Annotated in this window: 21 protein-coding genes and 1 riboswitch; of the genes, 8 read left to right on the top strand and 13 right to left on the bottom strand. The window is 71.8% G+C overall.

The genetic code is table 11. The annotated features are described in order from the left end of the window. Positions 1-90: 90 nt before the first annotated feature. The 4 genes from thiC to WCE39_RS10865 all read right to left on the bottom strand — a co-directional run bounded on the left by thiC (position 91) and on the right by WCE39_RS10865 (position 6,970). Complete coding sequence (gene thiC / locus WCE39_RS10880; RefSeq protein ID WP_343276705.1) at positions 91-2,019, bottom strand: phosphomethylpyrimidine synthase ThiC; 1,929 nt, start codon at positions 2,017-2,019, stop codon at positions 91-93. A gap of 89 nt (positions 2,020-2,108) precedes the next feature. Further along, positions 2,109-2,205: riboswitch (TPP riboswitch) on the bottom strand. Between the two features lie 21 nt (positions 2,206-2,226). After that, positions 2,227-3,282, bottom strand: coding sequence for a 2-oxoacid:ferredoxin oxidoreductase subunit beta (locus WCE39_RS10875; protein ID WP_343276704.1), 1,056 nt, complete (start codon positions 3,280-3,282; stop codon positions 2,227-2,229). Further along, entirely contained in the window at positions 3,279-5,117 is a 1,839-nt protein-coding gene (locus WCE39_RS10870; RefSeq protein WP_343276703.1) for a 2-oxoacid:acceptor oxidoreductase subunit alpha, read from the bottom strand. Before WCE39_RS10870 ends, WCE39_RS10875 begins: the two co-directional genes overlap by 4 nt. Then, a complete protein-coding gene (locus tag WCE39_RS10865; RefSeq protein WP_343276702.1) occupies positions 5,114-6,970 on the bottom strand; it encodes an FAD-dependent oxidoreductase in 1,857 nt (618 codons plus the stop codon). The genes WCE39_RS10870 and WCE39_RS10865 overlap by 4 nt, the downstream gene beginning before the upstream one ends. A 116-nt stretch (positions 6,971-7,086) precedes the next feature. Here WCE39_RS10865 and WCE39_RS10860 point away from each other — a divergent pair, with 116 nt between their 5' ends. Further along, positions 7,087-8,085, top strand: a complete 999-nt coding sequence (locus WCE39_RS10860; RefSeq protein WP_343276701.1) for a homoserine kinase — start codon at positions 7,087-7,089, stop codon at positions 8,083-8,085. A 30-nt stretch (positions 8,086-8,115) separates the two neighbouring features. On the opposite strand, the gene WCE39_RS10855 is transcribed toward WCE39_RS10860, so the two are convergent. Further along, entirely contained in the window at positions 8,116-11,328 is a 3,213-nt protein-coding gene (locus WCE39_RS10855; RefSeq protein ID WP_343276700.1) for an efflux RND transporter permease subunit, read from the bottom strand. Positions 11,329-11,347: 19 nt separating this feature from the next. Further along, on the bottom strand, positions 11,348-12,499 hold the full coding sequence (locus WCE39_RS10850) for an efflux RND transporter periplasmic adaptor subunit (protein WP_343276974.1): 1,152 nt from the start codon (positions 12,497-12,499) through the stop codon (positions 11,348-11,350). Positions 12,500-12,593: 94 nt separating this feature from the next. Between WCE39_RS10850 and WCE39_RS10845 the strand changes: the two genes are divergently transcribed. The 3 genes from WCE39_RS10845 to WCE39_RS10835 all read left to right on the top strand — a co-directional run bounded on the left by WCE39_RS10845 (position 12,594) and on the right by WCE39_RS10835 (position 15,415). Further along, positions 12,594-13,250, top strand: a complete 657-nt coding sequence (locus tag WCE39_RS10845; protein WP_343276699.1) for a TetR/AcrR family transcriptional regulator — start codon at positions 12,594-12,596, stop codon at positions 13,248-13,250. Positions 13,251-13,378: 128 nt separating this feature from the next. Beyond that, a complete protein-coding gene (locus tag WCE39_RS10840; RefSeq protein ID WP_343276698.1) occupies positions 13,379-14,032 on the top strand; it encodes a protein-L-isoaspartate O-methyltransferase family protein in 654 nt (217 codons plus the stop codon). Positions 14,033-14,071: 39 nt separating this feature from the next. Further along, positions 14,072-15,415, top strand: coding sequence for a TolC family outer membrane protein (locus tag WCE39_RS10835; protein ID WP_343276697.1), 1,344 nt, complete (start codon positions 14,072-14,074; stop codon positions 15,413-15,415). Between the two features lie 15 nt (positions 15,416-15,430). Here the strand turns inward: WCE39_RS10835 and waaA are convergent, their stop codons facing one another. Beyond that, a complete protein-coding gene (gene waaA / locus WCE39_RS10830; protein WP_343276696.1) occupies positions 15,431-16,735 on the bottom strand; it encodes a lipid IV(A) 3-deoxy-D-manno-octulosonic acid transferase in 1,305 nt (434 codons plus the stop codon). A gap of 67 nt (positions 16,736-16,802) precedes the next feature. Here waaA and lpxL point away from each other — a divergent pair, with 67 nt between their 5' ends. Beyond that, complete coding sequence (gene lpxL / locus WCE39_RS10825; RefSeq protein ID WP_343276695.1) at positions 16,803-17,708, top strand: LpxL/LpxP family Kdo(2)-lipid IV(A) lauroyl/palmitoleoyl acyltransferase; 906 nt, start codon at positions 16,803-16,805, stop codon at positions 17,706-17,708. Here lpxL and WCE39_RS10820 read toward each other — a convergent pair. From WCE39_RS10820 to WCE39_RS10800, 5 genes are all read right to left on the bottom strand, one after another. Then, positions 17,702-19,075, bottom strand: a complete 1,374-nt coding sequence (locus WCE39_RS10820) for an O-antigen ligase family protein (RefSeq protein ID WP_343276694.1) — start codon at positions 19,073-19,075, stop codon at positions 17,702-17,704. The genes lpxL and WCE39_RS10820 overlap by 7 nt on opposite strands. Then, complete coding sequence (locus WCE39_RS10815) at positions 19,059-20,186, bottom strand: glycosyltransferase (protein WP_343276693.1); 1,128 nt, start codon at positions 20,184-20,186, stop codon at positions 19,059-19,061. Before WCE39_RS10815 ends, WCE39_RS10820 begins: the two co-directional genes overlap by 17 nt. A gap of 25 nt (positions 20,187-20,211) precedes the next feature. After that, positions 20,212-20,412 (bottom strand): zinc-finger domain-containing protein, encoded by a 201-nt coding sequence (locus WCE39_RS10810; RefSeq protein WP_343276692.1) that lies wholly within the window; start codon positions 20,410-20,412, stop codon positions 20,212-20,214. A gap of 66 nt (positions 20,413-20,478) precedes the next feature. Next, complete coding sequence (locus tag WCE39_RS10805; RefSeq protein WP_343276691.1) at positions 20,479-21,249, bottom strand: pirin family protein; 771 nt, start codon at positions 21,247-21,249, stop codon at positions 20,479-20,481. After that, positions 21,246-21,836 (bottom strand): malonic semialdehyde reductase, encoded by a 591-nt coding sequence (locus tag WCE39_RS10800; protein WP_343276690.1) that lies wholly within the window; start codon positions 21,834-21,836, stop codon positions 21,246-21,248. The genes WCE39_RS10805 and WCE39_RS10800 overlap by 4 nt, the downstream gene beginning before the upstream one ends. A gap of 85 nt (positions 21,837-21,921) precedes the next feature. Between WCE39_RS10800 and WCE39_RS10795 the strand changes: the two genes are divergently transcribed. The 3 genes from WCE39_RS10795 to WCE39_RS10785 all read left to right on the top strand — a co-directional run bounded on the left by WCE39_RS10795 (position 21,922) and on the right by WCE39_RS10785 (position 24,491). Beyond that, positions 21,922-22,935 carry a mitochondrial fission ELM1 family protein gene (locus tag WCE39_RS10795; protein WP_343276689.1) on the top strand — a complete coding sequence of 338 codons (1,014 nt, stop codon included), beginning with the start codon at positions 21,922-21,924 and terminating at the stop codon, positions 22,933-22,935. Positions 22,936-23,006: 71 nt separating this feature from the next. Continuing rightward, on the top strand, positions 23,007-23,492 hold the full coding sequence (locus WCE39_RS10790) for an Mpo1 family 2-hydroxy fatty acid dioxygenase (RefSeq protein ID WP_343276688.1): 486 nt from the start codon (positions 23,007-23,009) through the stop codon (positions 23,490-23,492). 111 nt (positions 23,493-23,603) lie between these two features. Beyond that, complete coding sequence (locus WCE39_RS10785) at positions 23,604-24,491, top strand: DMT family transporter (protein ID WP_343276687.1); 888 nt, start codon at positions 23,604-23,606, stop codon at positions 24,489-24,491. Between the two features lie 31 nt (positions 24,492-24,522). Here the strand turns inward: WCE39_RS10785 and WCE39_RS10780 are convergent, their stop codons facing one another. Continuing rightward, the gene (locus tag WCE39_RS10780) at positions 24,523-25,395 is read right to left on the bottom strand and encodes an NAD-dependent epimerase/dehydratase family protein (RefSeq protein ID WP_343276686.1); all 873 of its coding nucleotides are present in this window, start codon (positions 25,393-25,395) and stop codon (positions 24,523-24,525) included. Positions 25,396-25,509: the final 114 nt, after the last annotated feature.

The following is a 25,509-nucleotide window of genomic DNA, read 5'->3' as shown; positions in this document are numbered from 1 at the left end:
CCTGGATGCCTCGACGCTAGCATGGCCCGCCGCGCGCACGTGAGGCGGAGCGCCCCGGGGCACTCCGCCGATCCTCCCGTTTCCCGCCGTTCAGTCGCGCCGGTAGAGCTCGCCGCCCGCCGCCCTGAACTCGGCCGCCTTGCCGGCCATCCCGGCCTCCACCGCCGCCGCCCCGTCGCTGTCACTGTCCTGCGCGGCCGCATGCTCGCGCACGTCCTGGCTGATCTTCATCGAGCAGAAGTGAGGGCCGCACATCGAGCAGAAGTGGGCCAGCTTGTGCGCGTCCTTCGGCATCGTCTCGTCATGGAACTCACGGGCTTTCTCCGGATCCAGGCCGAGGTGGAACTGGTCCTCCCAGCGGAACTCGAAACGCGCCTTGCTCAGGGCGTTGTCGCGCACCTGCGCGCCCGGATGGCCCTTGGCCAGGTCCGCCGCATGCGCGGCGATCCGGTAGGCCATGATCCCGTCGCGCACGTCCTGGCGGTTGGGCAGGCCCAGATGTTCCTTCGGCGTGACGTAGCAGAGCATCGCGGTCCCGAACCAGCCGATCATCGCGGCGCCGATGGCGCTGGTGATGTGGTCGTAGCCGGGTGCGATGTCGGTGGTCAGCGGACCCAGGGTGTAGAACGGCGCTTCGCCGCACTCGGCCAGCTGCTTGTCCATGTTCTCCCTGATCAGCTGCATCGGCACGTGGCCTGGGCCTTCGACCATGGTCTGGACGTCGTGCGTCCAGGCGATCTTCGTGAGTTCGCCCAGGGTCTCCAGCTCGGCGAACTGGGCAGCGTCGTTGGCATCGGCGATGCAGCCCGGGCGCAGTCCGTCGCCCAGCGAGAAGGCCACGTCGTAGGCCTTCATGATTTCGCAGATGTCTTCGAAATGTTCGTACAGGAAGCTTTCGCGGTGGTGCGCAAGGCACCACTTGGCCATGATCGAGCCGCCGCGCGAGACGATGCCGGTGACGCGCTTCGCAGTCAGCGGCACATGGCGCAGAAGCACGCCGGCATGGATGGTGAAGTAGTCCACGCCCTGCTCGGCCTGCTCGATCAGCGTGTCGCGGAAGATGTCCCAGGTCAGCTCCTCGGCGCGACCATCGACCTTTTCCAGCGCCTGGTAGATCGGCACCGTGCCGATCGGCACCGGCGAGTTGCGGATGATCCACTCGCGGGTTTCGTGGATGTGCTTGCCGGTGCTGAGGTCCATGACGTTGTCGGCGCCCCAGCGGATCGCCCAGACCAGCTTCTCCACTTCCTCCGCGATGCCGGACGACACCGCGCTGTTGCCGATGTTGGCGTTGATCTTGGTCAGGAAGTTGCGGCCGATGATCATCGGCTCGCTTTCCGGGTGGTTGATGTTGCAGGGCAGGATGGCGCGGCCACGCGCGATCTCGTCGCGCACGAATTCGGGCGTGATCCGCGCGGGGATGGACGCGCCGAAGGACTGTCCCGGGTGCTGCGCCAGCAATGTGGGAGCGGCCAAGGCCGCGATGGTCTCCCCGGATCGCGGCTGTAGCCGCTCCCACACTTCGTCAAGGCGCTGGTTCTCGCGGATGGCGACGTATTCCATCTCGGGGGTGACGATGCCGCGCCGCGCGTAGTGCATCTGGGTGACGTTGGCGCCGGCGCGGGCGCGCAGCGGCAGCGCGCGCGACGGGAAGCGCACGGCGTCCAGGCGGGCATCCTGCTCGCGGCCGCGGCCGAAGGCCGAGCTCGGCGCATCCAGGCGTTCGGTGTCGCCCCGCCCGGCGATCCAGCCTGCGCGCAGCGCCGACAGGCCGGCGGACAAGTCGATGCGTGCATCCGGGTCGGTGTAGGGACCCGAGGTGTCGTAGACCGGGATCGACGGGTTGTCCTCGCCGCCGAAGAGGGTCGGGGTCCTCGACTGCACGATCTCGCGCATGGCCACGCGCAGGTCGGGGCGCGAACCCCCGACGAAGACCTTGCGCGAGCCGGGGATCGGGCGGGTGACGGAATCGGAAAGCTGTTCGGCCTGCTGGGCCAGGGTGGAAGGCACTGCGTTCATCGGCATCGTCCTTTGGTGGCGGGACGAAGCGGCGGCGCGTGCCGTGGGCGCACGCGGCCCGCATGCGCAGGCATGGCGGGAAGGCGATACGGCACGGCCGCGAAGCTCCCTACGCCGGTATCAGCCGGATCAGGTTCGAAGGGTCTGTCTCAACCGCGCCGTGGCGCGGTACCCCCGCTTCAGGCGATATTTAAGCACGACTGCGGGTCAGCGCAGGGCGGCGTTGATCCTCGCCAGCGCCGCGGTGCCGGGCCCGAGCTCGGCGGGGCCGAGGGCGTTCAGTGGCGTGTCCACCGTGCCGAGATGGCCGTGCAGGTCGCCGGCCCCGGGGTCGACATGGAGCAGCCCGGTCACCACCTCGCCTCGCGCCTGCCGCTGCTGCAGCAGGTTCATCGCCGCCAGCCGGTCACGCGGATCGTAGCCGGCATCGAGTTTGTGCAGGCGCAGCACGCTGCCGTCATGCTGGGCGACGTCGATCGTGCTGCCGGCGGCCTGCTCGAGCTCGATCGCGGCGCGCGGCGGCATCACGTCGAGGCGGTTCACGGCCTCGTTGTGCTCGCGCACGTGGTCATAGCTCCGGGTGCTTCCGGCGTGGTTGTTGAACGCGACGCAGGGACTGATCACGTCTATGAACGCGGCGCCGCGATGCGACAGCGCGCCCTTGATCAGCGGCACCAGCTGCTGCTTGTCGCCGGAGAACCCGCGGCCGACGTAGCTCGCGCCCAGCTGCAGCGCCATCGCCACGAGGTCCAGCGGGCTGTCGGCATTGGCGACGCCGCGCCTGGACACCGAGCCCTGGTCCGCGGTGGCGGAAAACTGGCCCTTCGTCAGCCCGTACACCCCGTTGTTCTCGACGATGTAGGTCATGTCGACCCCCCGCCGGATCGCGTGCACGAACTGGCCGATGCCGATGGATGCCGAATCACCATCACCGGACACGCCCAAGTAGGTCAGCGACCGGTTGGCCAGGCTGGCGCCGGTCAGCACCGACGGCATCCGCCCGTGCACGGTGTTGAAGCCGTGCGACTGGCCGAGGAAATAGTCGGGGGTCTTGGAGCTGCAGCCGATGCCCGACAGCTTGGCGATGCGGTGCGGCTGGATGTCGAGCTCCCAGCAGGCCTGGATGATCGCCGCGGAGATCGAGTCGTGTCCGCAGCCCGCGCACAGCGTGCTGATCTTGCCCTCGTAGTCGCGGCGGGTGAAGCCGATGGCGTTGCAGGGCAGCGTCGGGTGGTGCAGCTTCGGTTTCGCCAGCCAGGTCATGCCACCTCCTCCTGCGGCACTCCGCAGCGCACATGGGCCTGGATCGCACCCGAGATGAAGCGCGCGGTGATCGGGGTGCCGTCATAGTGGAGCACGGCCACCAGTCGCGCGGGGTCTGTGCCGAAGGCGTCGACCAGCAGCAGGCGCAGCTGCCCGTCGCGGTTCTGCTCGACCACGAACACCTGCTGGTGGCCGTGGATGAACCCGCGCACCTGGTCCGGGAACGGGTAGGCGCGCACCCGCAGCGTATCCAGCGCGACGCCGGCCGCGCGCAGCTGCTCCACGGCCTCGTCCATCGCCGGACTCGTGGAGCCGTAGAAGATCGCGCCGAAGCGCGCGGGCTCGTGCGCCGGGGCCAGCACCGGCTGCGGCACCAGCGCCTTTGCGGTATCGAACTTCTGCAGCAGGCGCTGCATGTTGTAGACGTAGTCCTCCCCGCTTTCGGAGTACTGCGCCTGCGGGTTGCGCGACGTGCCGCGCGTGAAGTACGCGCCCTTGTCCGGATGCGTACCGGGCCAGGTCCGCCACGGGATGCCGTCGCCATCCACATCCCTGTAGCGCGCGAACTCGCGGCCGTCGTCCAGCTGCGCCGCGGTCATGACCTTGCCGCGGTCGTAGGCGCGCGCGTCGTCCCACTCGAAGGGCGCGCACAGGCGCTGGTTCATGCCGATGTCGAGGTCGCTCATCACGAACACCGGCGTCTGCAGGCGGTCGGCCAGGTCCAGCGCCGCGGCCGCGAAGTCGAAGCACTCGCGTGGGTCCTCGGGAAACAGCAGCACGTGCCTGGTGTCGCCGTGGGAGGCGAACGCGCAGGCCAGCACGTCGGACTGCTGGGTGCGCGTGGGCATGCCGGTCGATGGCCCGCCGCGCTGCACGTTGAGGATCGTCACCGGGATCTCCGCGAAGTACGCCAGGCCGATGAATTCGTTCATCAGCGACACACCCGGTCCCGAGGTGGTGGTGAACGCACGCGCGCCGTTCCAGCCCGCGCCGACCACCATGCCGATGGACGCGATCTCGTCCTCGGCCTGGATGACGGCGTAACGCGCCCTGCCCTCGACATCGACGCGGAACTTCGCGCAGTACTTCTGGAAGCCCTCGGCCAGCGACGACGACGGCGTGATCGGATACCAGGCGCAGACGGTGGCGCCGCCGTAGACGCAGCCCAGCGCCGCGGCATCGTTGCCGTCGACGAAGATCCGGTCGCCGACCGCGTCGGCCGGCTGCACGCGCAGGCCGACCGGGTGCGCCAGGTTCTCGCGCACCCAGTCGCGGCCCAGGTGCAGGGCCTCGACGTTCGGCTCCAGCAGCCTTGGCTTGCTGCGGTACTGCTCGCCGATGAGGGCCTCGATCACGTCGGGGTCGATGTCCAGCAGCGCCGACAGGGCACCCACGTACATGATGTTCTTGAACAGCTGGCGCTGGCGCGGATCGCCGTAGTGCGCGTTGCAGATGTCCGTCAGCGGCACGCCGATCGCGGTGATGTCGTCGCGCAGGCGCGCGCGCGGCAGCGGCTTGCTGCTGTCGTGGAACAGGTAGCCGCCGGGCTCGATCCCGGCGATGTCGGCGTCCCGGGTCTGCGGGTTCATCGCCACCATCATGTCGACGCCGCCGCGGCGCCCCAGCCAGCCGCGCTCGCAGACGCGCACTTCGTACCAGGTCGGCAGCCCCTGGATATTCGAAGGGAAGATGTTGCGCGGGCTGACCGGCACGCCCATGCGCAGGATCGCCTTGGCGAACAGCTCGTTGGCCGAAGCCGAGCCCGATCCGTTGACGTTGGCGAACTTGACGACGAAATCGTTGACCGCCTGGAGCGGCGCATGGCCAGGGGTCATGCCGTCGCCTCCGCCACCGCCACGCCTGCCGACCCGGCCAAAACGCGGTCGCCGCCGGCGCGGGTTTCGCGCAGCAGGAACTGCTGCATGTCCCAGGCGCCGGTCGGGCAGCGCTCCGCGCACAGGCCGCAGTGCAGGCAGACGTCCTCGTCCTTGACCATCACCCGAGACGTCTTCAGCGGTCCGGACACGTACAGCGGCTGGTCCAGGTTGAGTGCGGGCGCGGCCAGCCGCGTGCGCAGGTCGGCTTCATCGCCATTGGCGGTGAAGGTGATGCAGTCGGTGGGACAGATGTCGACGCAGGCATCGCACTCGATGCACTTGTCGTCGGTGAACACCGTCTGCACGTCGCAGTTGAGGCAGCGCTGGGCCTCTTTCCACGCGGTGGCGGCGTCGAACCCGAGCTCAACTTCGACATGCATGCTGTCGAGCTTCTTCGCCGCCTCCGACCAGGGCACTGCGAAGCGCTCGTCGGGGGAGACGGCGTTGTCGTAGCGCCATTCGTGGATGCCCATCTTCTGCGAAGCAAGCGTCACGCCCGGCGCCGGGCGGTCGCGCGGATCACGCCCCTCCAGCAGGCGGTCGATCGAGATCGCCGCGGCGTGGCCATGGGCCACCGCCCAGATGATGTTCTTCGGCCCGAACGCCGCGTCGCCGCCGAACAGCACGCGTGGCAGGGTCGACTGGTGCGTGACCGGCTCAACGACCGGCATGCCCCATTCGTCGAAATCGATGCCGAGGTCGCGCTCGATCCAGGGAAACGCGTTCTCCTGCCCGACCGCGATCAGCACTTCGTCGCAGGCGATGACGTCGTCCGGCTCGCCGGTCGGCACCAACCGTCTCCGGCCGCGCTCGTCGTACTCCGCCCGCACGCGCTGGAAGCGCATGCCGGTGAGCTGCCCGCTGGCGTGCTCGAAGGCCTTGGGCACGCGGAAGTCGAGGATCGGGATGCCTTCGTGCATCGCGTCCTCCTTCTCCCAGGGACTGGCCTTCATTTCGTCGAAGCCGGAACGCACCACCACCGTGACCTCGTCGCCGCCCATGCGCCTTGCCGAGCGGCAACAATCCATCGCGGTGTTGCCACCGCCCAGCACCAGCACCCGCCGGCCGACGCGGGTGACGTGGCCGAAATACACGTTCGCCAGCCAGTCCAGGCCGACGTGGATGCTGCTCGCGCATTCCTGCCTGCCCGGCAGGTCCAGGTCGCGTCCCCGCGGCGCGCCGCTGCCGATGAACACCGCGTCGAAACCACGCGCCAGCAGCGCGCGCATCGACTCGATGCGCGTGTCAGCGACGAACTCGACGCCCATGTCGAGGATGTAGCCCGTCTCCTCGTCGATCACCTCCTCCGGCAGGCGGAAGCGCGGCACCTGGGTGCGCATGAAGCCACCGGCCTTCGGGTCGGCCTCGAACACCGTGACCGCGTAGCCCAGCGGCGCCAGGTCGCGGGCCACGGTCAGCGACGACGGGCCGGCGCCGACGCAGGCGATGCGCCGTCCGTTGCCCTCCGCGGGCGCCTTCGGCATGCGCGCGCGGACGTCGCCCTTGTGGTCGGCGGCCACGCGCTTGAGCCGGCAGATCGCCACCGGCTCCGGTTTCCCGCGCATCGACGGCGGGCCGTTGTTCACCTCGACCCGGCCGCGGCGACAGGCCGGCTCGCACGGCCGGTCGCAGGTGCGGCCGAGGATCCCCGGGAACACGTTGCTCACCCAGTTCACTATGTAGGCGTCTGCCGGCCGACCGGCGGCGATCATGCGGATGTACTCGGGAACCGGCGTGTGCGCCGGGCAGGCCCACTGGCAATCGACGACCCTGTGGAAGGTGTCCGGATTGCGGATATCGGTCGGCTTCATCGCGCCCCCCGTGGCTGGCCGGCCGCGCCGGTCCTCGCTCGTGGGCCCAGTCTAGGCCGCAAGCGGGCGCCCCTGTTGCCGCGCCGCAACACGACCCGGGATGGGACAATCCGCCCATGGACCCATCACATCGCCAGGCCCGCGCATTCGCGCCCGCAAGCGTCGGCAACATCGGTGTCGGCTTCGACCTGCTCGGGCACGTGATCGACGGCCCGCGGGACGTCGCCACCGTGCGCGCCATCGAAGCGCCGGTGGTGCGGGTGGACGCGGTGCGCGGACCGGTGCGTGGCATCGGCGACATTCCCCTGGACGCTGCGCGCAATACCGCCGGGCGTGCGCTGATCACGCTGCGCGAAGCGCTTGGGCTGGGCCACGGCTTTGCAATCGAGCTCGACAAGGGCATCCCCATGGGCTCGGGACTGGGGGGCTCGGCGGCGTCCTGCGTGGCCGCCCTGGTCGCGGCCAACGCGCTGCTGGCGCAACCACTGTCGCGCGAAGCGCTCTACCCGTACGCGCTGGAAGGCGAGTGGGCCTCGACCCACAGCCGGCAGGGCGACAACGTCGGCCCGATGCTGGTGGGCGGCGTGGCGCTGGCCACGCCCACGCGGCTGCTTCGCCTGGAGGTGCCGGACTGGCTGCACTGCGTGGTGGTGCAGCCGGACCTGGTGCTTGAGACCCGCCATGCGCGCGCGGTCCTGGCCGAGCCCTGTCCGCTGGCCCGGGTGGTCGAACACTCCACGCACCTCGCCCTGTTCCTCACCGGCCTGGCTCGCGCCGACGCCGTGCTGATCGGCGACGGCCTGCGCGACGTGCTGGTGGAGCCGCGGCGCGCGCCCCTGATCCCCGGCTTTGCCGCGGTGAAGCAGGCCGCGCTCGACCATGGCGCACTGGGCGCCAGCATCTCCGGCGGCGGTCCTTCGTGCTTCGCGTGGTTCGCATCGCGGGCGCAGGCGGAGGCCGCGGCGCCCGGGATGGTGGCAGGCTTCGCCACCGCGGGCGTCGCCGCAAAGGCGCATGTTTCGCCCGTGGCAGGGCCGCGCGCGGAGCTGCTGGACCATCCTGTCGCCCGTCCCGACTCCAACCCGGGATCCCGCCCGCAGCCACATACCCTGTAGGGGCGGCTACAGCGCGTCTCCCGTGGGGGATTACCGCGGTGGGTGGATCGAGGCCGACGGGTTCGATGATCGCTGCGGCGCGGGCTCGTCGCGGCGCACCCGGAACCAGGCCGCATACAGCGCGGGCACGAACACCAGGGTCAGCAGGGTGGCCACCGTCAGCCCGCCCATGATCGCCACCGCCATCGGCCCGAAGAACACGCTGCGTGACAGCGGCACCATCGCCAGGATCGCGGCCAGAGCGGTCAGCACGATCGGGCGGAAGCGGCGCACGGTTGCATCGATCACCGCGTCCCAGCGCGCGTGCCCGGCGTCGATGTCCTGCTGGATCTGGTCGACCAGGATGATCGAGTTGCGCATCACCATGCCGGCCAGCGCGATCGTGCCCAGCAGCGCCACGAAACCGAAGGGCACGCGGAACACCAGCAGGAACAGCACCGCGCCCACCAGCCCCAGCGGCGCGGTGGCGAAGACCATTGCGCTGCGCGAGAAGCTGCGCAGCTGCAGCATCAGGAGCGTCGCCACCGCGAACAGGAACAGTGGCATGCCCGCGGCGATCGAATCCTGGCCGCGCGCCGAATCCTCCATGGTGCCGCCGGTCTCCAGCAGGTAGCCGGGCGGCAGCGCGTCGCGGATGCCTTCCAGCCCGGGCAGGAGCTCGGCAACCACCGTCGCCGGCATCGCGTCGCCGCGCACGTCGGCACGCACGGTCACCGTCGGCAGGCGGTCGCGGTGCCAGATGATGCCGTCCTCGAAGGCGTACTCCAGCCGCGCCACCTGCGACACCGGGATCGGCTTGTCGTCGGCGCCGTGCACGGTGAGGCTGCCAAGCTGGTCGAGCGCGATGCGCTCGTCGACGGGCCCGCGCATCACCACTTCGATCAGCTCGTTGCCCTCGCGGTACACGCCCACCGCCTGGCCCGACAGCGAGGCCGAGAGGAACCGCGCCAGCTGCTGCGAGTCGACGCCCAGCACGCGCGCGCGCTCCTGGTCGATCACCAGGCGCACGACCTTGCTCGGCTCGTCCCAGTCGAGGTTGACGTTGGCCACGTGCGGGCTGGCGCGCGCGACGTCGGCGACCCTGTGCGCGATCTCGCGCGCCTGGTCGGCGTGCTCGCCCGAGACCCGGAACTGCACCGGATAGCCCACCGGCGGCCCGTTCTCGAGCCGGGTCACGCGCAGCTGCAGCTCGGGGAACAGCGGCGCGACCTCCTCCATCAGCCAGTCGCGCAGGGTCTCGCGGGATTCGACATCGCGCGCCAGGACCACGAACTGGGCGAAATTGGTCTGCGGCAGCTGCTGGTCGAGCGGCAGGTAGAAGCGCGGCGAACCGCTGCCGACGTAGGCGACGTGGTTCTCGATGCCGGGATGGTCCGCAAGCAGCGCCTCGAGCCGCGTGGCGGCGTCGGCGGTCGCGCGCAGCGAAGCGCCCTCGGCCAGCTCCAGGTCGACCATCAGCTCCAGGCGCTGCGAATCGGGGAAGAACTGCTGGGGAACGAAGCGGAAGCCGAGCAGCGACAGCAGCAGCAGCGCCACCGTCGTCGCGATCACCAGCCAACGGTGCACCAGGCACCAGTGGAGCATCCTCCGCAGGCGCCGGTAGAACGGACGCTGGTAGGGATCATGGTCGTGCGCGTGCGGCTCCCGCGGGGCAAGCACGAACGCATACTGCGGCCAGCGATCAACCAGTCGCAGGCGCCAGGCGCGATGGCGTCCGGCCAGGGAACCGGGCTTCGGCTGCTTCGGGTTGGCGAAGTCCGGCAGCATCTTCTCGCCCAGCAGCGGGATGAACAGCACCGCGGCGATCCACGACACCACCAGGGCGATGCCGACCACCTGGAACAGCGAGCGCGTGTACTCGCCCACCGACGACGCCGCGGTCGCGATCGGCAGGAACCCGGCCGCCGTCACCAGCGTGCCGGTCAGCATCGGAAACGCGGTGTGCGACCAGGCGTAGCCCGCGGCCGTCAGCCGATCGTCGCCCTGCTCCATGCGGATGGCCATCATCTCCACCGCGATGATCGCGTCGTCCACCAGCAGGCCGAGCGCAAGCACCAGCGCGCCCAGCGAGACCTTGTGCAGGCCGATGCCGAACCAGTGCATCAGGGCGAAGGTCATCGCCAGCACCAGTGGTATCGAAACGGCCACCACCAGGCCCGTGCGCAAGCCCAGAGAGAAGAAGCAGACCAGCAGCACGATCACCACCGCCTCGGCCAGCACCTTCACGAACTCGCCCACCGATTCGCGCACCGCCGCCGGCTGGTCGGACACCTTGCGCAGCTCCATGCCGAGCGGCAGCGTGTCGCGCAGGCGCACGGCCGCCGCGGCCAGCGTGTCGCCCAGGGCCAGGATGTCGCCGCCGTCGCGCAGGGCCACGCCGATGCCGATCGCGTCCTCGCCCATGAAGCGCATCCGCGGCGCCGCCGGGTCGGCGTACCCGCGCCTGACCTCGGCAACGTCGCCCAGGCGCAGCGTGCGGTCGCCGGCGCGCACGGGCAGCGCGCGGATCTCGTCCACCGAACGGAAGGCCCCGTCCACGCGCAGCTGCACGCGGTCGGTCGCGGTTTCGACGAAGCCCGCCGGTGCCACCGCGTTCTGCCGCGCCAGCGCCTGCTGAAGCGCCTCCATCGGCACGCCCAGCGTGGCCAGGCGCATGTTGCTGGCCTCGACGAAGACCTTCTCGTCCTGGAGGCCGATCAGCTCGACCTTGCCGACGTCGGGCAGGCGTTGGAGTTCCAGTTCTATGCGCTCGGCATAGTCCTCGAGCACGGCGTAGTCGAAGCCCTCGCCGGTCAGCGCATAGATATTGCCGAAGGTGTCGCCGAATTCGTCGTTGAAGAACGGGCCGATCACTTCGGCCGGCAGCGTCGGCCGGATGTCGCCGACCTTCTTGCGCACCTGGTACCAGAGCCCGGGGACGTCGCGCTGCGGCAGCGAATCGGAGGCCATGAAGATGACCTGCGACTCGCCGGGCCGCGAGTACGAGCGGATCGTCTCGTAGCGCCCGGTCTCCATCAGCGCGCGCTCGACGCGGTCGGTGACCTGGCGCGCGACCTGGTCGGCGGTGGCGCCCGGCCACACGGTGCGCACCACCATCGCCTTGAAGGTGAACGGCGGGTCTTCCGACTGCCCGAGCTGCTTGTACGACCACGCGCCCACCAGGGCCGCGACCAGCATCACGTACACAACCAGCGCGCGGTTGCGCAGCGCCCATGTGGACAGGTTGAAGCGCGGGCCGCTCATCGCGCCGCGGCTCGGGCTGTCACTGCGACGGCTCCGCCCGGGCATGCGCCTGGACCGGACGATTGTGCAGATCGACCGCGGTGACTTCCTGGCCATCGCGCAGCAGATGGCCGCCGGCGACCACCACCCAGTCATCCACGTCCAGGCCGGTGGTCACCGGGACCCGCGCGGCGCCGAAATCGCCAGTCCCCACGGCGACGGCGTGGACGCGGCCGTCCTTGAATACCCACACCGACGCCGTGCTGCTGCCAGCCGCGCTGTCGCCAGCCTTGCTGTCACCAGTCCTGGCGCCTTCCCCGGGCTGTACCGCTGCCAGCGGCACCGAAAGCGAAGACCCGCCACTGGCCACGTGCACCTTCGCGCTCTGCCCCAGTGCGACGCGCGCGGCACCCTCGCCGTCCAGCGCCACGCGGGCCGCGTAGGTGCGCGCGGTGGCGTCGGCCGCCGGGGAAATCTCGCGGAAATGCCCGCGCAGGCGCCCGCCGGGCGCGGTCCACAGCTCGACCTCGACCGGCTGGCCCACGGCGTAATTGCCCACCGCGGACTCCGGCAGCGCGATCGCGACTTCGCGGCCGTCGCCGCCGGCCAGGGTGAACACCGCCTGCCCGGCCGCCACCACCTGCCCGGCCTCGGCCTGGCGGCTGGCGATGACGCCGTCGGCGGGCGCGCGCAGCTCCGCATAGCCGGCCTGGTTGCGCGCGACCTCGACCTGGGCGCGCGCGGCCCGGGCCTCGCCTTCGGCCGCGCGCCAGGCGGCATCCTGGGCGTCAAGCGCGGAACGGCTGACCAGCTGCTCCCCCGCAAGCGTGGCGTAGCGGGCGCGATCGGCGGCCGCGCGCTTGCGCTGGGCCTCGGCGGCGGACAGCCGGGCTTCGGCGGCGCGGGCCTGGGCCTGGAAATCACCGGCGTCGATCACCGCCAGCAGGTCGCCACGGGCCACCCGGTCCCCGACATCGACCTCGCGCCGGAGCAGCTTGCCGCCCACGCGGAAGGCCAGCGGGCTTTCCTCGCGCGCGCGGACCTCGCCGGAATAGCTGCGCCCGACGCCGGCCGCCGCCTGCGGCCGGTCCACCAGCACCGGACGCGATGCCGGCTGTTCCGGCTCCAAACCGCCGCACGCGGCCAGCGCCAGGCCAACCGCGGCACCACCCAGCCATCGGATCCCGCGCATGCCAACCATGGCGTCGCTCCTGTCACCGGCCCGCGACCCGGGCTTCAGGGGGCGAATGCTATATTTACAAAACTCCACGGTCTAGTATTTGCCGATGCCCACGCCCAGCGACCATCCGGCGGTGCCGCGTCCCGCACCGGGCCGCCCCAAGGACCTCGCCAAGCGCGCCGCGATCCTCGACGCGGCCCAGCGCATGTTCCTGGAGCACGGCTTCGAGGGCGTGAGCATGGACCAGATCGCGGCCGGGGCCGGCGTGTCGAAGCTCACCGTCTACAGTCACTTCGGCGACAAGGACACGCTGTTCGCCGCCGCGGTCGAGAACTACTGCGAGCAGCAGGTGCCGCCGTCGCTGTTCACGCCGTCGCCGGGCACGCCGTTGCGGCCGCGCCTGATCGGCATCGCGCGCGCGGTGCATGCGCTGATGATCTCGCCCGAAGCGCTCGCCGGCTTCCGCCTGGTGTGCGGGTCGGCGCGGGTGGATCCCCGGCTGTCGCGGATGTTCTGGGACGCCGGCGCCGGCCATCTGCAGGCCGGATTCGCTGCACTCCTTGCGCGACGCACCGCCACCGGCGAGCTGGACGTGGCCGACACCGGGCGCGCGGCAAGCCAGTTCTTCGCCCTGCTTCGCGGGGAGCTCCACCCGCGGCTGATGATGGGCTGCGGCGACATGCCCGGTTTCGACGTCGACGCGCACCTGGAGGCCACGGTGGACCTCTTCCTGCGCGCCTACGCCCCTCGCCCGGGGCCGTGAGCGCCCCGCCGACCGGCCCGGTGACTTCCGGCACTCAGGTACGGCACCCCGTCGCGGCGATGCTGTCGGCACCCCCAGCCAATACACCGTAAAATGGCCGGTCACCCAGACCCGCCAGGCCCCAGACCATGACCCTCGATTTCGCCAAAGCACGTGAAGCCATGGTCGAGCAGCAGATCCGTCCGTGGGATGTGCTCGAGCCCCGCGTGCTGGACGTGCTGCTGCGCCTGCCGCGCCACGCCTTCGTGCCGGCCGCGCACCGGGCGTTGGCCTATGCCGACATCGCCCTGCCGCTGGCCCACGGCGAATCGATGATGAAGCCGGTGGTCGAAGGCCGCGCGCTGCAGGCGCTGGCGCTGGAAGGTTCCGAGGACGTCCTCGAGATCGGCACCGGCAGCGGCTTCATGGCGGCCTGCCTGGGCCGGCTTGCGCGCGCGGTGACCACGATCGAACGCCACGCCGACCTGGCCCAGTGCGCGCAGGCCGCGCTGATGGCGCAGGGCGCGAGCAACGTCTCGGTAGTCCATGCAGATGCCTTCGCCTGGGAGCCGGGCCGCCAGTTCGATGCGATCTGCGTCAGCGCCGCGGCCGACATCGTGCCGGAGCGCTTCATCGGCTGGCTGCGCCCCGGCGGCCGCATGTTCATCGTGCGCGGCCAGGCGCCGGCCATGGAGGCGGTGCTCGTGCACGCCGACGTCAACGGCAAGCGCATCGAATCGTTGTTCGAAACCGACCTCGCCTATCTCGCCGGCGCCGCGCCGGTGCCCGCATTCGCGTTCTGACCACCGGCTGACCGCCGGCCCGACCAAGGACCTCCCCTGATGATCCGTCGCCCCCTCGCCCTCGCGCTCCTCCTCGCCCTGCTGCCCACCGCGGCATCGGCCGAAGACCTGCTGCAGACCTACGAGCTGGCGCGTGGCAGCGACCCGCAGCTGGCGATCTCCGAAGCCAACCGCGACATCAGCCGCGAAGGCCGCGTCCAGGCGCGCGCCAGCCTGCTGCCGCAGATCAATGGCAGCGCCTCGCTCAGCCGCAGCTACGCCGCCGGCGTCGACGGCGATGCGCGCCGCCGCAGCGTCGGCGTCGACCTCAGCCAGACCGTGTTCGATCTCGGTGCGATCTCCAACCTGCGCGCGCAACGCGACCTGGACGCGGCCGCCGGGCTCGACCTTGAAGCCGCCAACGACGAGCTGATCACGCGCACCTCGGCCAGCTACTTCAACGTGCTGGTGGCGATCGAGACCCTGGCCGCCGCCGAGGCCGCCGAGGCCGCGCTGCAGAAGCAGTTCGACTTCGCCGACAAGCGCCTGGAGGTCGGCCTGGCGCCGATCACCGACGTGCACGAGGCGCGCGCCCAGTACGACGCCGCGCGCGCCAACACCATCCTCGCGCGCAACGCCCTGGAGGACGCATACCAGGGCCTGGCCGAGATCACCGGCCGGCCGGTGCGCACCCTGCGTGCGCTGCCGGAGGACTTCCAGCCCGAAGCACCGGAAGGCAACGGGCTCGGCCGCTGGCTCGCGAGCGCGCTGGAGAACAACCCTTCGCTGCGCGCCGCCGAGTACAACGTCAGCGCCGCCGAACATAGCGTCAACACCGCCCGTTCGGGCCACCTGCCGCGACTCACCCTTGGCGCCGGCTATGACAACGGCGCGGCCTGGGGCGATCTCGGCACCGGCGGCGGTACCGGCACGTCCACCGGCGAAGGCCACAGCGTGGGCCTGACCCTGACCGTGCCGATCTTCGCCGGCGGCGCGACCCAGTCGCAGGTCCGCCAGGCACTGTCGCGCCGCGACATCTCCGAGCAGCAGCTCGAGCAGGCCCGCCGCGCGCTCGACCGCAACACCCGCAACGCGTACCAGACGGTAGTCGCCGGCGTCAGCGAGATCGAGGCCCGCCGCCAGGCGCTGGTCTCGGCGCGCAGCGCGTACGAAGCCTCCCAGGTCGGCCTGGAAGTCGGCACCCGCACCGTGGTCGACGTGCTGATCAACCAGCAGAACCTGTTCAACGCCGAGCAGCAGTACGCGCTGGCACGCTACAACTACCTGCAGAACCGGCTGCTGCTGGCGCAGGCCGCCGGCACGCTGGACATCGGCAACGTGCAGGAAATCAACCGCCTGCTCACGGTTGACGCAGCCACCCCGGACACCAGCGCCGAGGGCTGAGCCGGGCCACGACGGTCACGCCGGGGGCAGTTCCGGCGTGACCATCGCGATGGTCCGCGCCAGCGCGCCGCGGCCTTCCATCACCAGGCGCAGCCCCTGCGCCGACATCGACGCGCGCGCATCCGCATCGGCCAGCAGCGTTTCCACCGCATCCCCCACCGCCTCGGCGTCCGCGCCGATGCGCACCGCGCCGGCAGCGTCCATCTGCCTCGCGATGTCGGCGAAGTTGTGCAGGTGCGGCCCTGTGACCACGGCCACGCCCAGCGCCGCGGGCTCCAGCAGGTTGTGCCCGCCCACCGGCTGCAGGCTGCCGCCGACGAAGGCCACCTTCGCGCAGGCGTAGAAATTCACCAGTTCGCCCAGGGTATCGATCACGAAGACTTCGTCGTCGCGGTCGGGCCACTGCGTGAGCTTGCGCGTGGCCACCCGCCATCCGGCCTCGACGCAGGCCTGGGCCACGGGGCGGAAGCGTTCGGGATGGCGCGGCGCCCACAGCAGCACCAGCTCCGGCCAGCGCTCGCGCAGCCGGCGGTGGATGGCGATCACCGCGGCCTCTTCCTCGGGATGCGTGCTGGCGGCGATCCAGGCCATGCGCCCGCCGCTCTGCTCGGCGAATGCGGCCGCGACCCGGCGCGCGGCGTCATCCACCTTGACGTCGAACTTCAGGTTGCCGAGCACCGAGACCGACGCCGGCTCCGCGCCCAGGCGCACGAAGCGCGCAGCATCGGCATCCGACTGCGCGGCCACGCAGGCGAGCGTGCGCAGGGCGCGACCGATCAGCGGACGCAGCGCGCGATAGCCGCGCAGCGAGCGTTCCGACAGTCGCGCGTTGACCAGGTAGGCGGGCACGCCGTGGTCACGGCAGCAGAACAGCAGGTTCGGCCAGAGTTCGGTTTCCAGCACCAGCGCCAGCCGCGGCCGGAAATGCCCGAGGAAGCGGCGCACCGCGCCGGAAAGATCGTAGGGCAGGTAGACGTGCTCGACGCGATCGCCCCACAGCGCGCGCACGCGCGCCGAGCCGGTCGGGGTGATGGTGGTGACCAGCAGGCGCAGGTCGGGGCGGCGCTCGAGCAGGGCGTTGACCAGCGGCGCGGCGGCGGTGACCTCGCCCACCGAGACCGCGTGCACCCATACGCATCCATCCAGCGGCGGCGTGCGGTAGGCGGCGTAGCGCTCGCCCCAGCGCTCCAGGTACTCGGGCTGGCGGAAGCCACGCCAGATCAGGTGATAGACCGTGACCGGCACCAGCAGGTACAGCGCGGCCGAGTACAGGCCGCGCAGCAGGCGTTCGACAGCGCGATCCCGGGGGGCGGCCTCCATGCGCCAAGGATAGCGAAGCCGCTGCCCGCGCGGGCGCGTGCCGAGGCGCAGCCCTTAGAATCAATGCATGGCCACACACCAGGACAAACCACCGCTGGGACCACGCCACTGGCCCACGTGGACGGGAATCGGCGCGATGGCGCTGCTGGCACGGTTGCCGTGGCCCCTGCAGCGCGCACTTGGCCGCGCCGTTGGCGGCCTGTTGCGCCGCGCCCTGCCCGCGCGGCGGCGCGTGGCCGCGCGCAACCTCGAACTGTGCTTCCCGGAACTCGACGCCGCCGCACGCGAAGCGCTGCTGCGCCGGCACTTCGCCGCCATCGGCATCGGCCTGTTCGAATTCGCGCGCGCGTGGTGGGGCTCGGTGGAGCCGCTGCGCCGCGGGCTCGTGGTCGAGGGCCTGGAGCACATGGAGGCGGCGCGCGCCGGCGGCCGCGGGGTGATCGTGGTCAGCGGCCACTTCACCACGCTGGAGGTCTGCGGCCGGCTGATGTGCGACCACGTGCCGCTGGCCGGCATGTACCGGCCGCACGCGCAGCCGGCGATGGAGTGGGCGGTGCGCCGCGGCCGCCTGCGCTACGCCGCGGCGATGTTCCCCAAGCAGGACCTGCGCGGAAGCGTGCGCCACCTCAAGCGCGGCGGCCTGCTCTGGTACGCGCCCGACCAGGACCCGAGCCGCGGCGACAGCGTGTACGTGCCTTTCTTCGGCCAGCCGGCGCACAGCCTGACCTCGACCCACCAGCTGGCGCGCATGTCGGGCGCGGCGGTGCTGTTCTTCCAGCACGCCCGGCGCGATGACGGTGGCTATACCCTGCGCCTGTTCCCTGCCAGCGAGGGCTATCCCTCGCGCGATGCGACCGCCGATACGGCCGAAGTGATGGCCGCGATCGAGACCATGGCACGCGCCGCGCCCGGGCAGTACCTCTGGATCCACCGCCGCTTCAAGCGGCAGCCGGACGGCAGCTCGGCCTACTGAGCCGCTGGTGGCGCCGTGGAGGTTCCGGCCGTGGGCGGTGTGGCCGCAGCCGTCCCGGCGCGCGCCAGCAGGCTGCCGGCATACAGCGCGGCCAGCATCAGGGTCAGCGCGCCCCAGAAGGTCGAATAGAACGCCAGGTGGGTGTTGAGCGGGAATACCGTGACCAGCAGCGCCAGCATCGCCGGCCGTGCGCGTTCGCGCGCCGCCATGCCCGCGTAGCGCCAGGCGCGTACCGCCAGCGCCACGCCCGCCAGCCACAGCAGCAGGCCGATGAGGCCGGTTTCGCTGAGTATCTCGAGCACGACCTGGTGTGCGTGCAGCGCCGGCCCTTCGCCCCAGGCGGCCGTCGTGCCGGCGTCAGGGTCGCAGGCCGGGAACGCTTCGCGGAAGCCGCGGGCACCGACGCCGTTCAACGGGTGCTCACGCACCATGCACAGTGCGGCGCCCCAGATCCGCGTGCGCCCGGACAGCGCGGTGTCGACGCCGCTCTCGCCCGCCTGGAAGGCGTGTGATGTCCGCTCCAGGCGCAGGCGCACCTCCGGCGACGCCAGGCCCACGACCACCGTCACCGCGGCCCCGGCGGCGAACACCAGCAGCAGCCGCTTCCAGCCCAGCAGGCGCCAGCCGGAGAGCAGCAGCACCAGGCCGTAGGTCAGCCACGAGGCGCGCGAGCCTGCGAACACGATGACGATGCCGACCGCCGCCGCCGCGGCCACCCAGCCGGCGGTCTTCCAGCGCCGCCCCGCGGCATACAGCAGGAACGGCGACAGGCTGGCCAGCACCAGGCCGAGCTTGAGGTTGCAGGGGCCGAGCACGCCGCCCAGCCGGTCGGCGCGCGCAAGTTCGTCCAGGCCGCACATCGGGCGGCCGCTGATCAGCTGCTTGGCGGCGTCGATGCCCCAGAACAGCGGGCTGGTGCCGAACACCACCTCCGCCAGCGCGTCCGCGGTCCACAGCGCCACGATCACCGCCAGCCCGCCGAAGCTCAGCCGCCGGCCACGGTCGTCGGCGACCGCGATCGCCACCAGCCACAGGAAAGGCAGGTAGCGGAGGTCGACGGCCGCTTCGCGCAGCGCGCGCCCGGGGTCGACCGAACCCGGTGCCGACAGCAGCTCCGGCAGCCAGTAGGCGAAGAACAGCACGCTGGTCAGGGCCCAGGCCGGGCCACTGAGCAGCGTCGCGCCGCCGCGGAAACGCGTGGCCGCGAGCTTGGCGATCACCGCCAGCGCGCCCAGCACCATGACGGCTTCGGCATAGCCGGGCGCGGGCCACAGCGCGACGAAGGCCAGCACCCAGTGCGGCGCCCAGCGCCATCCGGCGGCGGTCGCGTGCGGCGTGGCGGGCGTGGTGTCAGCGGAGTTCGTCATAGACCGAAAGCGTGGCGTCCTGCATGGACCGGAGCGAATACCTGGCGGGAGCCGATGGAATCGTAGCTGGAAGCCGCGCGTCGCGCGCAAGCATGGCGCGTGCGCCTTCGATCAACGCGGCCGCGTCGAAGGCCCCTACCGCGCCATCGGGCTGCAGTTCGCGCAGCAGTTCACCGACGCCGCCGTGGTCCCAGCCAAGCACGGGCCGACCCACGGACAGGGCTTCGATCACCGTGCGGCCAAAGGCCTCGGGCTTGCGCGAAAGCTGCAGCACCAGGTCGCAGGCGGCATAGGCTTCGGCGATCGCCGCGGTCGGTGGCGTGATCGCAATGGCACCGGCGACGCCGAGGGCCCGCGCTTGCGCTTCAAGCTCGGCGACGTAGGCCGCGCGCGCGGGATCGCGTGCGCCGGGCATCCACAGCCTGGCGTCCAGTCCGCCGGCGCGCAGGCCGGCAAGCAGCTCGAGCGCATCGGCATGCCCCTTGAGGCGGGTGCCGCGGCCTGGCATCAGCAGCAGGGGGCCGTGGCTATCCAGCGACGGGTGTGCGGCCGCCGCCGTGGCACGTGCCGCCGGGTCCGGCAGCGGCGCGCGCGGGAATGCCGCCGGGTCGATCCCGCGAGGGATCACCCGCAGCCGGCCGGGATCGGTGCCGGGGTAGTGCCGCAGCAGGTGTTCGCGCACGCTGTCGGAGACGCAGACCACGCGCTCGCCGCGGGCCAAGACCTGGCTGTAGCGCGACGGTGAGTTGAGGCCGTGGACCGTGGTGACGAAGCGCGGCCGCGAGTCCGCGGGCAGGCCCTGCAGCGCGCGCCAGCCGATCCAGGCCGGCAGCCGCGACCGCGCATGCACGATGTCGACGCCCTGCGCCACCAGGAGCCGCCGCAAGGGGCGCACCAGGCCAAGGGTGGCCAGCGACTTGCGGCCGATGTCGAGGGCCACGTGCTCCCCGCCGCACTCCAGCAGCGCCGGCAGCAGCCGGCCGCCGGCCGACGCGACCAGCGCGCGGTGGCCGGCCGCGGCCAGGGCCGCGGACACTTCGAGGGTGGAACGTTCGACGCCGCCCGACTCCAGGGCCGGGAGCAGCTGCAGGACGGTCAGTGGCCGGGGCATGCGCCGGCGGCGCGGCGCGCCGCGCTCAGTCGACCAGGACGAAATGGGCGCCGCAATAGGGGCAGTCGGACTGCCCGCCTTCGTCTTCGATCGGCAGGTACACGCGCGGGTGCGAATTCCACAGCGCCATCGACGGCAGCGGGCAGCTCAGCGGCAGGTCGGCGCGCCGGACCTCGTACTGCGTTTCGGCATTGGCCTGTACGGGCTGCGGCGTGGCGGTGGACATCGTGACGTGACCGGAAGCTGCGGGGACCTGCACAGTTTACCGCGCCTGCGCCCGCGTGGCGCCGGCTCAGGCAGGGAGCACGAACAGCAGCAGCCAGGCCGGTCCCGTGCCGGTGGCGGCCAGCGTGGCCGGCGCGCCGGTGGCCGCCGCGACCCAGCCGATGCCGTCACCGGCAGCGAGCTGCTGGCCATGGGCACCCCGGGCACCGTCGGATACCGAAACGTCGCCTTCGAGCACCTCGAGCCACTGCCTGCCGCCGTCGCAGGCCGGCAGTTCGACGGTGGCGCCCGCGGCGACCCGCGCCGACATCACCCGCGCGTGCTGCCGCAACGGCAATACACCGGGGAGCGCGGGGCCGGCGCGCCTGTCATCGGCCGCCAGCGTCGTCCAGGTGCCGTCGGCATCGGCGGGCGTCGCGGCGCGCAGTCCGGTCGCCGGTGCGGCATTGACGCGGCCGGGCTGCAGCCAGCACTCGACCAGGCGCAGCGGCGCGGTGGCCGATGCGTTGCGCAGTCGCGACGGCAGCCCGTGTCCGCAGCCGATCCACAGCAGGTCGCCGGGCTCGAGGCGATGACCGCCCAGTGGCCCGCAGTCGAGCTCGAGGGCGCCGTCCAGCAGCACCAGCAGCCGCTCCATGTTGGCGACGCGGCCGTCGTCGCGGCGGGCAGCCGGCGCCCAGTCCTGGCGCGACAGCACGCGAAGCACGCCCCAGCCCATCCAGTCGCGGTCGATCACCCCGCCGCGGGAGAAGGCCTCCAGCGCCACGATGCCGTCCCGGTCGGAGCGCCCGCGCACGGATGCACGGCGCGGCGAGGGCGTGGTCGCGTCGTCGCTCATTCGATGCGCGCGGCCTCGTCGAACGGCAGCCGCGGCGAGCGCGGGAAGAGCTGCGCCGGGTCGCCCTTGCCCAGGTTGACCAGGATGTTGGAGCGGATCGCCGTGCCACTGAAGAAGGCTTCGTCGACCATGGCGTTGTCGAAGCCGGTCATGGGTCCGCAGTCCAGGCCCAGCGCGCGGGCGGCCATGATCAGGTAGGCCGTCTGCATGCTCGACCCGCGCAGCCCCACGCGCTCCAGCCGTGCCTCGTCGGAGCCGGCGAACCAGGAGCGCGCGTCCGTGTGCGGGAACAGCACCGGCAGCTTGTCGTAGAAGGCCAGGTCGTGGCCGATGATCACGGTCACCGGCGCGGCCAGGGTCTTGTCGCGGTTGCCGTCGCTCAGCGCCGGCGCCAGCTTCGCCTTGGCCTCGGGGGAGCGCACGAACACGAAGCGCGCCGGGCAGGAGTTGGCCTCGGTGGGCCCGAATTTCACCAGGTCGTAGAGCGTGCGCAGGGTGGCGTCGTCGACTTCGCCGCCGATGGCGTTGTGGGTGCGCGCCTCGCGGAACAGGCGGGCAAGCGTGGCATCGGGCAGCACATCGGACATCGGGATCCCTCGGGGTCGGCAGGTGGAGGCCGCAGTGTAGAGTTTCGGCGATGACTCCACCGTCCCACGGCCGCAACGCATGGTCATGAGCACGATCGACGGCGACCCTGGAAGCGTGGTCGCGCTGAGCGACGGGCGCGCGGGGAATGCGCGCCAGGCACAGGCCCTGGCCGCGGCGCTTGCGTTGGCGGCGCATCCCACGCCCGGCACCGCCCAGGCGCACGTGCCGCCGCCCGCGCCGCCGGAACTGGTCCTCGACCCACGCGCGCCTTGGCGATGGCTGGCGCCGCGCCGGCTGCCCGGCGATGCGCGTGCGTTCGGAGAGGCCTTCGCACGCGCGTTGGCGGAACCGCCGCCGCTGGCCGTCGGCTGCGGGCGCCAGGCCGCGCTGGCCACGCGCATCCTCCGCGCCCGCGGCTCGCGCGTGGTCCAGGTCCTCGACCCGCGCCTGCCGCCACGGCACTGGGACGTGGTGGTCGCGCCGCTGCACGACCGGCTGCGCGGCGACAACGTCGTGACCCTGCTCGGCAGCCTGCATGCGGTGGACGATGCGTGGCTTGCGCGCGGCCGCGATGCCTTCGCCGTCCTCGCCGCGCTCCCGGCGCCGCGGATCGCGGTGCTGATCGGCGGTCCCAGCGCCCACGCCGGCTTCGACCCCGGCGATCTCGATGCCCTCATGGCCGCGGCCGAAGCCATGGCCGATCGCTCCCGCGGCAGCCTGATGGTCACCGCATCACGGCGCACGCCGCCGGAGGTGCGCAGTGCGCTGCGCGCCCGCCCGGAGCGGGTGCCGACCGTGGCCTGGGTCGACGCGGCGGATGGCGCCAACCCCTATGCCGGCATGCTGGGCTGGGCGGACCGCATCGCCTGCAGCGCGGACTCGGTGAACATGCTGTCGGAAGCCTGCGCCACCACGGCACCGGTGTTCGTGCACCGCCCGGACGCCGTGCGCGGCCGCCCCCGGCGCTTCGTCGACGAGCTGCTGGCGCGCGGCCGGGTGCGTCCGCTCGACGCCACGGCCTTGCCGTTCGACGCGCCGCCGCTGCGCGAAACCGCGCGGGTGGCCGCCGCGGTGCGCGCCCGCCTCGGCCTGTCCTGAGTGCCGATCGCGCGGACGCCCCCCGGCCGATTCCCCTATCCTCGGCGCACAGGCGTCCAGGGGGTTCCACCATGGCAGGCAACGGCCACACAGACCGTCCGATCGACCGCTGGTTCGCCAGCTACTCCGGCGACCACCGCAACGGCAGCAACCAGGCCATCCATTATTTCGCGGTGCCGGCCATCCTGTGGAGCGTGATCGCGCTGCTGTGGTGCATCCCGGCGCCGGGCACGCTGTTCAAGCCGGGGATCTGGGCGGTGCTGCCGATGTTCGCGGCATGGCTGTTCTACCAGCGCAGCTCGCGGCCGCTGGGCGTCGGCATGGCGCTGGTGCTGCTGGCCATGGCCTCGCTCACCTGGTGGCTGCACGGGGCGTTCGGGACGCGCGGGCTGCTGACGCTCGCGATCGCGGTGTTCGTGGTGGCCTGGATCGCGCAGTTCGTCGGCCACCGGATCGAAGGCCGCAAGCCGAGCTTCCTCACCGACCTGGTCTACCTGCTGATCGGGCCGGCCTGGGTGCTGTCGAAGCTGTACCGGCGGCTGGGCTGGCGCTGGTAGGACGACGCATCGCCGCCATGGCGGCTCCCACACGGCAGTGCACAACGCTGCGTGCCAGGGCCGTCACCCGGATCGGCGGGCACGCGGGACCGGCACGGGCGACAATGGCCAATGTCCCCACGTGACCTCTTCCTGATCCTGGCCATCTGCCTGGCCTGGGCCGGCAATTTCCTGTTCTCGGCCTACGCGCTGCTGGAGATGCCGGCGTTCCTGTACACCGCGCTGCGGATGGCGATCGTGGCCCTGGTGCTGCTGCCCTTCCTGAAGCCGGTGCGGCGCGAGCAATGGCCGCGCTTCCTCGCCGTGGCGCTGTGCATGAACGTGTTCCACTTCGGGCTCAGTTTCTGGGCGCTGCGCCTGGCCGGCGAGCTGTCCGCGGTGGCGATCGTGATGCAGAGTTACGTGCCGATGTCGGCGCTGCTGGCCTGGGTGGTACTGGGCGAGCGCTTCGCCTGGCGCACCGGCACCGCGATCGCTGCCAGCTTCATCGGCGTGCTGGTGATCGGCTTCGACCCGTCGATCGTCGAGAAGCCGGTGGCGATCCTGGCCATGCTGGTCTCCGCCGCGTTCCTTGCGCTGGGCACGGTGCTGATGCGCCGCCTGGGCGGCATCGGCATGGCCACCCAGCAGGGCTGGAGCGCGCTGATCGCCGTGCTGCCGCTGCTTGCGCTCAGCCTGGTCTTCGAACCGGGCGGCATCCCCGCGCTGGCGGCGGCGAGCCCCCGGGCCTGGATCGGCGTGTCCTATTCGGCACTGGTGGCCTCGCTTTTGGGCCACGGCGTGTACTTCCTGCTGCTGCAGCGCCATCCCGTGGCGCAGCTGACGCCGTGGTTGATGCTGACGCCGCTGCTTGCGGTGCTGCTGGGCATCCTGGTCTGGGGCGACCGGCCAGGGCCACAGCTGTGGATCGGCGGTGCGCTGGTGCTGGGCGGGGTGGTGGCGATCGCGCTGCGCGCGCTGGCCAAGTCCCGCCCGCTGCCGCCCGCGCGCGAGATCTGAGCCACCGCGCCTGGCCGCCGCGGCGGCGGGATCACTCCACGCCGAGCATCGCCGCATCCGGCCGGAACGGCCGCGGCGCATGGTCCAGGGCGGCCGCGGCCGGAGCGATGTCGAACACCAGATCTTCGCGCAGGCGCGCCTGTGCCTGCCCCCCGAAGCCCTGCAGCCGTCCACCCGCGCGCAGCGCGGCGGCCAGCACCGCGAACAGCGGCGCCGGCAACTCCACCAGCCGCGCCGGTGGCCGCAGCGCAGCCAGCACGCGCGCCACCATGTCGCGATAGGCCAGGGTTTCGCCACCCGGAAGGTCATAGCCACGCCCACCCGCGCCACGCGCATCCAGCGCAGCCATTGCCGTCGCGGCAAGATCGTCGACGTGCACCGGCTGTCGCAGGCCCGTCGCCCCGCGTGGCAGCACGAACAGTCCGTGCCGCCCGGCCATCGCGGCGATGCGGCTCAGCGTCTGGTCGCGCCCCGCGCCATAGACCAGGGTCGGGCGCAGCACGATGGCGTCGCCATCGCGCGCCGCCGCCGCCGCGAACAGCGCGTCCTCGGCTACGGCAAGGCGCGTCGCCAGGTCACGCTCGGCGGCATCGATCGATGCACGCTTCACAGCAAGGCTGGTCGAACCGAACGCGATCACGCGCGGCGACGCGAACTTGCCCGCCGCATACCAGCGCGCGAACCGGTCCAGCGGGCCGCAGCTCAGGATCACGTCGTAGCCCGATGCCAAGAGCGGCATGGCATCGAAGCCCCCCGGCAGCCAACGCAGTCCGGGCGCCGGTGCACGTCCGCTGCGGGAAAGCGCATCCACCTCCCATCCCGCATCCAGCAGGCGCGCGAGCACCGCGGCGCCGACCTGTCCGCTGCCGCCGAACAGCAGCACGCGCCCGCGCCCGGCGCTCATGCGCGGGGCGTCCATGGCGGCGCGGCCGCGTGCGTGTGATGGGCATGCATCGACTCAGGATAGGCGACGCGATGACCGGGGGCGATATGCGGCGCTGTTAGAATCCCCTGACGA

Origin of the sequence: Luteimonas yanweni (assembly GCF_039548475.1) — a bacterium.
In the GTDB taxonomy this organism is placed as follows: Bacteria; Pseudomonadota; Gammaproteobacteria; order Xanthomonadales; family Xanthomonadaceae; genus Luteimonas.
This window is presented reverse-complemented; position numbering and strand designations above follow the sequence as displayed.